Origin of the sequence: Mesonia sp. HuA40 (assembly GCF_008017835.1) — a bacterium.
In the GTDB taxonomy this organism is placed as follows: domain Bacteria; phylum Bacteroidota; class Bacteroidia; order Flavobacteriales; family Flavobacteriaceae; genus Mesonia.
In genome coordinates, this window is the sequence record NZ_VRLT01000046.1 from 1 (window position 1) to 13,147 (window position 13,147).

The 13,147-nt window shown below is 32.0% G+C and carries 10 protein-coding genes; all 10 read left to right on the forward strand.

Going from position 1 to position 13,147, the window contains the following annotated elements; all coding sequences use genetic code 11:
* The first annotated feature begins 219 nt into the window (after nucleotides 1-219).
* Nucleotides 220-990: a lincosamide nucleotidyltransferase Lnu(I) gene (lnu(I), locus tag FT993_RS08555; RefSeq protein WP_147862134.1), complete on the forward strand. Its 771-nt coding sequence runs from the start codon at nucleotides 220-222 to the stop codon at nucleotides 988-990.
* Between the two features lie 302 nt (nucleotides 991-1,292).
* The gene (locus FT993_RS08560) at nucleotides 1,293-3,101 is read left to right on the forward strand and encodes a class I SAM-dependent DNA methyltransferase (RefSeq protein WP_147862135.1); all 1,809 of its coding nucleotides are present in this window, start codon (nucleotides 1,293-1,295) and stop codon (nucleotides 3,099-3,101) included.
* Nucleotides 3,101-4,504: a restriction endonuclease subunit S gene (locus tag FT993_RS08565; RefSeq protein WP_147862136.1), complete on the forward strand. Its 1,404-nt coding sequence runs from the start codon at nucleotides 3,101-3,103 to the stop codon at nucleotides 4,502-4,504. The genes FT993_RS08560 and FT993_RS08565 overlap by 1 nt, the downstream gene beginning before the upstream one ends.
* 1 nt (nucleotide 4,505) lies before the next feature.
* Complete coding sequence (locus FT993_RS08570) at nucleotides 4,506-5,933, forward strand: DUF262 domain-containing protein (protein WP_187240785.1); 1,428 nt, start codon at nucleotides 4,506-4,508, stop codon at nucleotides 5,931-5,933.
* Entirely contained in the window at nucleotides 5,921-7,888 is a 1,968-nt protein-coding gene (locus FT993_RS08575; RefSeq protein ID WP_147862138.1) for a DUF262 domain-containing protein, read from the forward strand. Before FT993_RS08570 ends, FT993_RS08575 begins: the two co-directional genes overlap by 13 nt.
* 2 nt (nucleotides 7,889-7,890) lie before the next feature.
* The gene (locus FT993_RS08580; RefSeq protein WP_147862139.1) at nucleotides 7,891-10,905 is read left to right on the forward strand and encodes a type I restriction endonuclease subunit R; all 3,015 of its coding nucleotides are present in this window, start codon (nucleotides 7,891-7,893) and stop codon (nucleotides 10,903-10,905) included.
* 674 nt (nucleotides 10,906-11,579) lie between these two features.
* Nucleotides 11,580-11,741 carry a hypothetical protein gene (locus tag FT993_RS12325; RefSeq protein ID WP_187240786.1) on the forward strand — a complete coding sequence of 54 codons (162 nt, stop codon included), beginning with the start codon at nucleotides 11,580-11,582 and terminating at the stop codon, nucleotides 11,739-11,741.
* Nucleotides 11,742-12,026: 285 nt separating this feature from the next.
* Nucleotides 12,027-12,329, forward strand: a complete 303-nt coding sequence (locus FT993_RS08585) for a type II toxin-antitoxin system RelE/ParE family toxin (RefSeq protein ID WP_147862140.1) — start codon at nucleotides 12,027-12,029, stop codon at nucleotides 12,327-12,329.
* Nucleotide 12,330: 1 nt separating this feature from the next.
* The gene (locus FT993_RS08590) at nucleotides 12,331-12,615 is read left to right on the forward strand and encodes an addiction module antidote protein (RefSeq protein ID WP_042247321.1); all 285 of its coding nucleotides are present in this window, start codon (nucleotides 12,331-12,333) and stop codon (nucleotides 12,613-12,615) included.
* 271 nt (nucleotides 12,616-12,886) lie between these two features.
* On the forward strand, nucleotides 12,887-13,147 hold a 261-nt coding region (locus tag FT993_RS08595), incomplete at its 3' end, for a helix-turn-helix domain-containing protein (RefSeq protein ID WP_305054867.1).

Genomic DNA, 13,147 nt, shown 5'->3' on the forward strand with positions numbered 1-13,147 from the left:
TCCTTTTTTCTATCTTTGAGCTACAACGGAATAAATCCTGCGTATTTTTACGCAACGAAATCATAGCCAAAGCCGTTGGCGGTAATTTGAAGAAACGATTAACAACGAAAAACATTCAAGAAAATGAAGCTATAAGTAACTGTAAGATAGAATAAGAATTGAAATATCCTTTACTACGCTAAGTAGAAAGGACGATTGTTAATATTAAAAAATTAGAAAATGATACAGTTACAGATGATTGACAAAACAAAGTCAATAGCTCAAAATGATAAAAATATTTCTGCCGTATTTATGTATGGGTCATTTACCAAAAATGAAGGGGACAAATATTCAGATATTGAATTCTACATCTTCTTGAAGGATAAAGAAAAATTTTCCGCTGAAAATTGGGTAAGCCAAATTCATCCTTTGGCATTATATTTTACCAACGAGTTTGGAAGTGAAGTTGCCATTTTTGAAAATATGATAAGGGGGGAGTTTCATTTTTTGACAAACGACCAAATGGAAGTTATCAAATCGTGGGACGGATTGGTAGAGTTTAGCGACTTTGACAAGATGATTTTAGTAGATAAAGAAGATTTATTGACTAACACGCTCAAAGAAATAAAAACTAAAGTACCTGATCGAACAACAAATGAAAATATCCTGTGGTTGAGCCAATCATTGTTGAATGTTTTACTTACAACAAGCAACTTAATTAAACGACAGGAATTTGCTCACGCTTACCAAAGCTTATCAAATGTTCAAAAATATTTACTTTGGTTAATAAGAATTGAAACATACCAAACCAAACATTGGGAAAGTCCAACAAAAAGCTTGGAAAATGACATAGATCCAGATTGGTATTCGTTATTTCAGCAGACAACATCAGAATTAGATCCGACAGATATTAAAACAGCTTTCAAGAAGACATTAACATTGACTGAAAAACTTTTTGATAATCTTGGAGTTGAAGCAAAATTAAAGGGGGTATTAAGGAGAATTGAATAAATAAACTACCGCCAACATTGTATAAGCGTAATGCGGGCGAAGTGGCTAAAATTTAGTATTTTGCCATCTATCAAAGTTCGTGTTGGCGGACAGTGTATTGCTCCGAAAACCCGCACTACGCTTATACTTGACCGTTGTGCATAATGCGGAAAAACGATAAAAAATGAACATTTGAACTATAAAAGCCAACCGCATAAATAGCACATTTGTTTTTTTTCCAACGCAAAATCCAACGCTAAAAAAACAAAAGAGCTATTTTAGCCTACGCTCAAATTAGCGACAGAAAAAAGAACAGAAACTGAATGAATTTAGATACGCAAAGCCTACAACCCATTATAAACTTCATCTGGACAGTTGCAGATGATGTGCTTATAAATAAATACCTAGAAAACCAATACCAAGATGTGATTTTACCAATGACCGTTTTGAGAAGATTGGATTTAGCTCTAGAACCAACAAAAGATAAAGTCTTAAAAACGCACAATGAGTTTAAATCCAAGATGGACAACTTAGATGGACTTTTAACAAGTGCAACGCACGGTTCTGGATTGGCATTTTACAACACTTCGCCATACACAATGAAAATGTTGCTGGACGACCCAAAAAATATTGACAGTAATTTTTTAGATTATCTAAACGGCTATTCAGCAAATGTGCAAGACATTATTTCTAAATTCAAATTCAGAAACCAATTAGAAACTTTGGAAAATGGCGGTATTACGTTTTCACTAATCGAAAAATTTTGCAACCCAAAAGTAGAATTAAGCCCTGAAAAAATATCACCTATGGCAATGGGTTATATGTTTGAGGATTTGATTCGCAGGTTTAACGAAAAAACAAATGCTGCTGCTGGGCGACACTTTACACCAAGAGAAATTATTGAGTTAATGACGCATTTGGTGTATTTGCCTGTAAAAGACAAAATACAAAACGGAACTTTTTTAGTGTACGACCCTTGTGCTGGTTCTGGAGCAATGCTAACGCAATCTAAAAAGTATGCAACTAATCCAGATGGCGAAATAAAATCTAAAGCAACTTTTCATTTATACGGACAAGAAAATACTGGCGAAATGTACGCCACTTGTAAATCTGATATGTTGCTAAAAAACGAAGACCCAGAAAAAATAAAATTTGGTTCTACTTTAAGTGAATACGGTTTTGAACCCAACTTGAAATTCAATTTTATGTTAACCAATCCACCTTATGGTACAAGTTGGAAAGAGGATTTAAAATCATTGACAAATAGCTCAAATAAAAAACAAGACATTGTAGACACAAGATTTAATCTAAAAATTAAAAACTATAAAGGAGAACTAGAAGAACAAACTTTGGCTTCACGTAGCAATGACGGACAACTTATGTTTATGCTACATATGCTATCTAAAATGAAAGACCCAAAAGATGGAGGAAGCCGTATTGCTTCTGTACACAATGGTTCTGCCCTATTTACAGGAGATGCAGGAAGTGGCGAAAGTGGCATACGCCAATATATTATAGAAAACGATTTACTAGAATGCATTATACAATTACCTAACGATATATTTTACAATACTGGAATTGCCACATACTTGTGGGTTTTAAGCAATGTAAAACAAGAAAAACGAAAAGGAAAAGTTCAACTTATAAATGCTAGTAGTAAAGAATTTTACAAAAAAATGCACAAACCCATTGGAGATAAAAGTAATGAATTAACAATTCAACATATGGAATCAATTCAAAGATTATACTTTGATTTCGAGGAAAATGACTATTCTAAAATATTTACCAATGAGGATTTTGGTTTTTATCAAATTACTACACACCAACCAGAGAAAGATGAAAACGGTATTATTATAACCGATAAAAAAGGAAATCCGAAATCTGATAAAGAATTAAAAGATTCCGAAAATGTTCCAATGACAAAAAACATTCAGGAATTTTTTGAAAAAGAAATTTTACAGTATAATCCTGATACTTGGTATGACAAAAAGAAGATAAAAGTCGGCTACGAAATACCTTTTAGTAAACATTTCTATGAACATAGAAACCTTCGTTCAATGGAAGAAATTGCTTCTGATATTATTAAGCTAGAACAAGAAACAGATGGTTTACTTCAAGAAATTATTGACTAATGAAAAGCTACAAAAAATACGAGCAATACAAGGATTATGATCTAAATTGGTTAAAAGAAATTCCTAAACAATGGAAAGTACTTTCACTAAGAAATATTTTGAATGAACGAAATGAAAAAAACAGTCCTATTAGAAGTAAAGAGAGACTTTCATTATCCATTAATAAGGGAGTAACATTATATGCAGATAAAACAACAAATCTAGACCGTTTTAAAGATGACTTTACTAAGTATAAATTAGCTTATGAAAATGACTTAGTTTTAAATAGTATGAATATGATAGTAGGTGCAGTAGGAGTTTCTAAATACTTTGGCTGTGTAAGTCCTGTTTACTATACCTTCTCTAGTGATTCTAAAAATTATAATTCTACCAAATATTATGAATACTTATTTAAAAGTAAAGTTTTACAAGGTGTTTTATTTAGCTTAGGACGTGGATTAATTGCAAAAGACAGAGGAGACGGTAAATACAATACCTTAAGATTAAAAGTTTCTAGGTATGATTTACGCTCATTAAAATTACCCAATCCTAGTCCTACTGAACAAGTTAAAATTGCTTCTTTTCTAGATTACAAACTAGGAACAATAAAACGCTTTGTAAAAAACAAAAAGCAGCTGATAAAACTACTTAATGAGCAAAAAAATGCTATAATCAATAAAGCCACTACAAAAGGTTTAGATAAAAATGTACCAATGAAAGATTCTGATATTGCTTGGTTGGGCAATATTCCTAAACATTGGTCAGTTAAGAAAGTTAAAGAAGAATTTAAATTTAATGTAGGATTTACACCCGACACTACTAAATCAAGTTACTATTATCCAGAGGATAATATCTGGGTAAACATTAGTGACTTAACATCAAAGTATATTTCCAGTTCTTCTCAAGGGATTTCGGAAGAATATATAAAATTAGTAAATAAGGAAATTGTTCCTGCAGGCTCTTTATTATACAGTTTTAAATTATCTGTAGGTAAGGTAGCAATAACTGAAAAAGAGTTATACACCAATGAAGCAATATTTGCTATTTATCCTAGTAAGGATATTTCTATAGACTATTTCTACTACTCTTTACCAAAACAAATTATTCGAAATGCAAATGAGAATATTTATGGAGCTAAAATATTAAATCAAAAGTTAATCAAAAATGCTCATATTCTGATTCCACCATTAAAAGAACAAGAGGAAATAGTTACGTATTTAAATTATGAAGTTGGGACAATTGAGAGAACAATTTCTACTATAGAAAAAGAAATCACGTTAGTAGAAGAATATAAAACGGCTTTAATAGCAGAGGCGGTTACGGGGAAAATAGATGTGCGAGATTTTAAAGTGCCACAAGAAGGAAAAGCACCGTTGGCAATGGTAGCCGAAGAAGCTAATCATTATAATAAAGAAGTCAACTAATTTGATACAAGTTAATACATACCGCTTTTATGACTTGTATGAAGAATTTCCTGATTTGGTAGTACCAGATTATCAGCGTGCTTATACTTGGGATGTTGCCAAAGTAGAAGAACTCATTCAAGATTGGGAAGAATATGTAGCTACAGCACCTATACAAACTTATTATATGGGTTCGGTATTACTATATGCCAATACAAAAGACGACAATTTTCAAATCATAGATGGACAACAAAGGTTGACTACATTAGCACTTATCTATTATCAACTTTATGGTAAGTTGCTAAAAGGGCAAAATGTGGAATACAATCAAACCATTTCTGGATTTAACATTGCCAATAACTTAAACTTTGCTAAGCAAGCCACAGCAAAATTAGAAAAATTAAAAGAAGCTGATATTTTTGGAAAACTAGAGTTCACGGTTATTGTGAGTGATAATCAAGACCACGCCTTTGCATTTTTCGATTCTCAAAATAATAGAGGTGTCAGTCTAGGTGTAGATGATTATCTAAAAGCCTATCACTTAAGAGCCTTACCAGAAAACTTACAAGAACAAAAAGCGAAAGCCTGGGAGCATATTACTTTTAAAGCCAGAAAAGAAGAAAATCATTTGCTAGACCTAAAGCATTTATTTAATGAAGTATTGTTTAAGGTGCGACAATGGAAAGGGCAATCGCATTTTCCGTATCCAAACAAAACTGAAGTATTAACTGAGTTTCAAAAAAACACCTATACCACAGAAACTAAAACTTCGTTTCGCTTATTTCCTAATAATAACAATATGCGTTACCACCAACTAGAATATACAGATGGCGGTGTACAACTTATTTCAACCGAAAAACCTTTAGCTAAAAAAGACTATCCTTTTGCTATAAGGCAACCTGTTTATAAAGGACAAAACTTTTTTGATTTTACAGATAAGTATCACGCCATATTTAGTTTTCTTTTTAATGCGAAAGAAGAAAGATCTTATGAAGTAGAAAAAGCATTACAATTTTATAATGCTTTATATACCAGAGATATGTCAGAGTATTTGCGATACTATATGCAAATGTGTTTAGTGGCTTATTATGATAATTTTAAAGAAGAACAGTTGTTTAAAGCCATTCAGTATTTTGATTATTATTTGGGAGCTATTCGATTAGAAAAATATTATGTGCGCCAAGAAGCCATAAAAAATAGTCTAAAAAATGCATCTAACAGCTTATTAGATGTGATATGTAATGCCTATTTACCTGATGAAGTATTTAGTTTTATTAATCAAGCAAAATCTACTGAAAGCATCTATGTAAACAATGGGTTTTTAAATGGAAAAAAAGAAGTAAAAAACAACATCATAGACAGATACATCCAAAGGATATGCAAGTTCTACAATAAGGATATTGATAATAGATTAGTTGAAGTAAAAAGCCGAAAGCAATGGATAGTATAGCTTCAAATTTAACAGATATAAAGACTATTGTAGCTCAAGAATATGAGTTTAATATTCCTATTTATCAGCGATTGTATGTTTGGACAGAAGAACAAGTAAAAACCTTATTTGAAGATTTACATACAGCTTATAAAGCAGATAAAGATTTATACTATATAGGTGGAATTATTACTGTAAATAATGAGCAAAGTGAAAAGTTATATGATTTGGTAGATGGGCAACAACGTTTTACAACATTATGGCTATTGTCTAATGAATTGGGAGAAAGTCTTGAACCATTTACTTATAAAGACAATGAACTTCGATTAAAATTTGCTATTCGTCAAAATGTAACGGATTATTTTAACAACATTGGAAATGCAGAACGTTCCAATACTGAAGATTCCAGAGACTATTCTGATTTATTGAAAATAGGAAAAGCTAGAAATCAAATCAATCAATTAATAATTCAACATCTAAAGAATGATGAAGAGAAATCAAAATTCTCTCAATATATTTTTGAAAAGGTAAAAATGGTGCTTACCAAAGTACCAAAAACTACCGACCTTAATAAACTATTTGAAGCTTTAAATAACAGAGGTGTACAATTGGCACATCACGAAATATTAAAAGCTAGACTACTTAGTTTTATTAAAGACGTAGAAAAAAGAAATAAATATGCAAAACTGTGGCAAGTATGTTCTGTAATGGATAATTATTTAGAACGTGTGATTGCCTTAGAAATTGGTTCATCAAAAGACGTAGCGTATATTTACCATAATGGATTTAAAATAGCAGATGTTTTAGATTTATTTGTAAGTGCAAATCCTCAAACTACACTTTGGTTAAGTGATGTGATAGAACAGCCTGAAAAATATGAGAATATCGCAACTTCGGTTAAAGAAAATATAAACCATCACCCAGAAGCAAGTGAAGATGAGTTTGAGCCGGTTAGAAGTATTTTGAGCTTTCCACAACTCTTATTGCACACATTGCGAATATTTCTTTTTAAAGAAAACAAAAAAGATATAGAGCGAATCAATGAAAAAGAACTGTTAGAAACTTTTGATAAGCATTTTTTGAAGTCGACATTTATTGATGAAGGTTTTGTAATCCAGTTTATCGAAACCTTGTTCAAAGTGAGGCACGGATTTGATAGATATGTCATTAAATGGGTTACTGTTTCAGAAGACAAAGAAGAACACGGCATAAAAGACATCTATAAACAAAATCAAAAAAAAGGTGGCTGGACTTACTATTTGCGAAGACTTAATAAAGACAGTTTACACGGAATGGCATTATTACAAAGTATCTTATACCATTCTCAACAAAACACCACTCAATATTGGTTAACACCTTTTTTATATTGGATGTTTAATGAAAACCCATCTTTTGATAATGCCTATTACTGGTTGAGGCAGTTGGACAATACTGTATTTAGTTCAAATATAGAGCATATTTCCTTACCGGAAAGAACCATTAATTCTATGGATGATTTTTTAGATGTAGAATTTGACTCAGAAGAGATTTTTGGAACTGTTGATAATTTAAACAGTTCTGGTGTTGGTTTTCCTCATTATTGGTTTTATAAAATAGAGTTTGTACTCTGGTATTTTAGAGGTCAATTAGATAAAAAGGAAGTTTGGGGGGAATATAAAATTACAGCAAGAAACTCAATTGAACATATTGGTCCACAAAACCCAAGAGACCCAAGAGACAAAGTTTGTATTGAAACACTGGATACAATGGGTAACTTAGTGCTAGTTACCAGAAGTATAAATTCAGAATATAGTGACAAAGCTTACGGTGTTAAACGCAGTATGTTTGAGAATAAAAAAGCAAAAGGAAGTATCGATAGCTTAAAGTCTGATTTGGTATATAACGAAGATGATTGGAATGATGAAAAGGCAGAAGAACATTTTGAAAAAATAATGAGATTGTTAAATGATTACTTTGATGAGCATAATTTGAATTAACTATGAGTAAAACCACCAATACAAAAGAAAACGGTTTTGAAAAGCATATTGTTGATTATTTAGTTGACAGTAACAACTATGTAGAAAGAGCAAATACCAGTTACGACAATATTAATTGTATTGATTCAGCTATGTTGTTTCAATTTTTAGAAGCAACACAAGCCAAAGCATTAGACAAATTAAAACGCTACCATCAAGACCTTTATAAACAAAAAATTGTAAAACGCTTAAACGACCAAATCAAACAAAAAGGCGTTATTGAAGTACTACGAAAAGGTATTGTAGATGGTTTTACAGATACCAAGCTTCGTTTGTTTTATGATAAACCCGTTTCAGTTTATAATCAAAAAGCAAATGATTTATACCAAGCCAATATTTTTTCGGCTATGCGTCAGGTTTATTTTTCGCCTCAAAATAAAAAATCATTAGATATTGTTACGTTTATCAATGGTTTGCCCATCATCAGTTTTGAGCTTAAAAACGAACTCACCAAACAAAATGTAAACCAGGCTATAAAGCAATACAAAGACAGGGAATCTAACGAAGAAATATTCCGTTTTGGTCGTTTGGTGGTCAATTTTGCAGTAGATACCGAAGAAGTTTGGATGTGTACCGAATTAAAAGGGCAAAGTTCTTTCTTTTTACCTTTCAATAAAGGGTATAAAAATGGAGCAGGAAATCCACCAAAAGAAGGCATTAGAACCGATTATTTGTGGAAAGAAGTATTAACAAAAGATAGTTTAACGAACATTATTCAAAACTATTCTCAAATTATTACCGAAGAAAAAGAATATGTATATTCCAAAGGAAAAAAACGAATTAAGAAAGTTAAGAAACTCATTTTTCCAAGGTTTCACCAATTAGCAGCAGTACGCAATATTTTAGCAGACGCACAAGAAAACGGAGCAGGACAAAAATACTTAATTCAACATTCGGCAGGTTCAGGAAAAAGTAATTCTATTTCTTGGTTAGCACATCAATTGGTGGGTTTACACAACAAAGCAGGCGATAACACTATTTTTGATACCGTAATTGTAGTTACAGACCGTAGAGTATTAGACGCTCAAATACGAAACAACATCAAGCAATACCAACAAGTAAAAGGTGTTGTAGAAGCTATTACAGAAGGCAGTAAACAATTAAAAACAGCTTTAGAAGAAGGTAAAAAAATTATAATTACCACGATTCAAAAATTCCCTCACATTGTAGAAGATATTGCAGAGTTGCCAGGAAATAATTTTGGTATCATCATAGATGAGGCTCACAGCAGTTTGAGTGGTCAAATGGCTCGAAAGTTGAATGAAACATTAGCAAAAGTTTCAGACGAAGAAGAACTACAATCTGACCTTGAAAATTATGATGAAAAGGAAAATGACGAGGTAACAGGAGAAGATTTAATTAGAGCGATGGTAAAAGCTCGTAAACTATTACCAAACGCCAGTTATTTTGCATTTACAGCAACACCAAAGAATAAAACTTTAGAACTTTTTGGAGTTCCATATCAAGAAAATGGAAAAACCAAGTTTAGAGCGTTTCATTTATATTCAATGAAACAAGCGATTGAGGAAGGCTTTATAAAAGATGTATTGCAAAATTATACAACGTATCAAAGTTATTATGCCTTACTCAAAAAAATAGAAGACGACCCAGAGTACGATAAAAAGAAAGCTCAAAAGAAATTAAAAGCTTATGTAGAAAGTCACGAACACGCCATTAAGAAAAAATCCATTTTAATGATTAACCAATTTTTGGAAAATCTGAATAAAAAATGTGGTGGTAAGGCAAAAGCTATGATGGTTACAAGTAGTCGTGCAAATGCAGTCAAGTATAAAAAAGCTTTTGACCAATATTTAAAAGACATCCATAGTCCGTATAAAGCGGTTGTTGGTTTTTCTGGAGAAATTGATGGAGAAACGGAAGGAAGTTTAAACGGATTTCCGAGTGCTAAAATTCCAGATGAATTTGAAAAAGACAACTATCGTTTTTTATTGGTTGCAAATAAATTTCAAACAGGTTTTGACCAACCTTTATTACATACAATGTTTGTAGATAAAAAGTTAGGCGGTGTAAATGCTGTTCAAACATTATCACGCTTAAACAGAAGTCATCCACTTAAAAAAGAAACGTTTGTTTTAGATTTTGCAAACACCGCAGAAGATATTGAAAAGGCTTTTAAACCTTATTTTGAAAGTACCATTTTAGGAGAAGCCACAGACCCAAATAAATTGTTTGATTTACAAGATGCTTTAGACAATTATCAAGTTTACACGAGAGAACAAATAGAAGAATTTTCTAATCGGATTTTAAACAATGTTCCTGTTGACCAATTACACGCTTTATTAGATGAATCAAGCGATATTTTTAGAAACGATTTAGAAGAAGAACAGCAAGCAGATTTTAGAGCAAAAGTAAAAACCTATGTTCGTTTATATATTTTCCTTTCTCAAATAGTAGAATTTGAAAATGCTTATTTGGAAAGACTTTACATTTTCTTGAATCACTTACAGAATAAATTAGGTGGTGAAACTTCTGTAGATTTAGCTCAAGGCATTTTGGACAATATTGATATGGATAGTTACCGTTTACAACTGGAATCGACTACAAACGTTGTATTAGAACAAGGTGAAGATTTGAAACCAATTCCAACCGAAATGCGTGGCGGAGTAAACGACCCTGAAATTGACCGACTTTCAAGTATTTTACAAACCTTTAATGAACGTTACGGAACTGAATTTGAAGATGCAGACAAAGTGCGTAAAATGGCAGTAGATATTGCAGAAGGCGTTATGAATAACCAAGAAATGAAAAACTCAATGGAGTATTCGGACGAACAGAACGCAAAAATAACGAATGACAAAATAGTTTCAGAAGAGATGCTAAAATTGATTAATGAGAACTTTAATTTTTATAAACTATATTCGGACAACAAAGAAGCAAGACAAGATATTAATAATATGATTTTCGGACTGGTGAAAGAAATGTTGAATAAAGGTATTGGAGGAAACGCCAACCCTTAAAGCCATACACATTTGCAATTCGCTAAAGCCAACGCTACGCCAAAAATTGCAAAAGAGTATGTCTTGCCAGCGCTCAATCCGAACTAAATAAGAAACATCGGAAAACCAAGCTGAACGGAAAAAGCACTATGCACAACAATGTATAAGCGTAATGCGGGCTAAAGTGCTAAAAATAAGCAAATTGAATATTAACAAACATAAGTTAAAACTGAAAGTGAAGTGCTTCTAATCCCGCACTACGCTTATACTAGACCGTTGTGGTGCATATGAAAAAACGAAACGAATAAATTAAATGGATTCATTTTTGATATTTTGGATTTTAATCATACTTCTGATTATCGGACTTACAATCGGAATAATTTATTTAGGATACTAGATTCCTAAACGTTTCGGAAAAAAGAAATTAGGAAAGTGGATTGCGGGAATTTTATCAATTGCTGTTTTATCTTTTATATTTTCTGTTGTTTTTGAGGATGAGCTTTTTTTCAAATCTGACGCTGAAAAATTATTAGCGGAACATAATTTTGAACTAAAAGAAAACTTCAAACTGAACTCTAATGAATTCGCAGGAATTAAAGACTTTTATCATCGTTTTGAGCTGACAATTTCCGAAGCTGACAAATCAAGAATAAAAAATAAAATCACAAGTGCGGAAAACTATCATAAACTCGAAAATGAAACAACTGATATTAGAATTGATAAACCGAGATATTCGGAAAATGGAGATGGACAAGAATTTACAGCCAATTACCAAACTGCAAACGAATATATCTATGAATATTATAAACCGAATGAAAGAGGTTACGCACCAACATACAACCGAATATCAATTTTAAAAACAGAAAATAAGCTGATTTACGAGAATATATCGGACTAATAAATAATGAAAAAAATACGCACCACAACAATGTATAACCGCAATTACGGCGGATTCGACCACGTCCGAATCCACTCGGAATTGCTAAAGTCAGTGCCTAACCGAAAATTAACGCATATTAACCCGTAACTGACGGTTATACGAGACCGTTGTGGTGCATTTAAGAGCAACTTTCTGGAAATCCGAAAACTTCTGTTTTAAATCCAAATTTTTGATTATATTTGTATCTAATTGGATACAATAAATGATTATCATTAAAAAAACATCTGAATTTGATAAGTGGATTAGAAAGCTGAAAGATATACGTGCGAAATCTAAAATACTTTTCCGAATTCAGAAACTTGAAACTGACGAGCATTTTGGAGATTGTAAGCCTGTTGGAGATGGAATTAGCGAAATGCGAATTAATTACGCAAAAGGCTACAGAGTTTATTTTAAAGAAAAAGATGATAAAATCGTAATTCTTTTAATTGGTGGAGATAAATCTACCCAACAAAAGGACATCGAGAAAGCGAAAAAAATCTGGAACAGAATAAAAGAGGATTGATATGGAAACAACTAAATTTGATATAGCAGACTATTTGGACAGCGAGGAAATGATTGCTGAATATCTAAATACAGTTCTTGAAGATGGCGAAAGTTCTGATTTGATTGTGGCAATTGGACATATCGCAAAGGCAATTGGAATGACTAAAATTGCGGAAAAAACTGGAATGAGCAGACCGAGTCTTTACAAGGCATTATCTGAAGGAGCGAAACCGCAATTCGGAACAATAATGAAAGTGTTGAAAGCTATTGGCGGACAAATTAACGTGAAACCAATGTCAGCGTAAAAAAACGACACCACAACAACGTATATAGCTCATAGCTAGTCAGTTACTTAATTGAAGTTAAGGCATTTTTGCAAGTCCGCCAAATTTTTTAATTTGGCTTATTGAAAAGAAAAGGTAATAAGAAAATTAAAAAATTCGGCTCGTGCTTAACCGAAAATTAACCGCTAATTTACACGCTACGAGCCATATACAAGACCGTTGGCTACAATTTGAACACTGAACTTTCCTGAAATAGGTTGACTAAAAATTAAACCATTAATTATAGTCACTTATGAAAACAAAAAAAGACCACTGGCGAAAAAAAAGCTATCAAAAAGTCAATCTAGAAACCAAACTTTTAGTCGTTGACCAAATTCTAACCGGACACATCTCTAGCACGCAAGCTTCAAAAAAATATGATGTTCCTAGAACAACTATTACCTATTGGTTAACAAAATACAGTACCTTAGTACAACAAAGTAATGGTATGAGTAAAAACGATGAAATTAAAAAGTTAAAGGAAAAGATTGAAGAACTGGAGTTTCAGAATCAT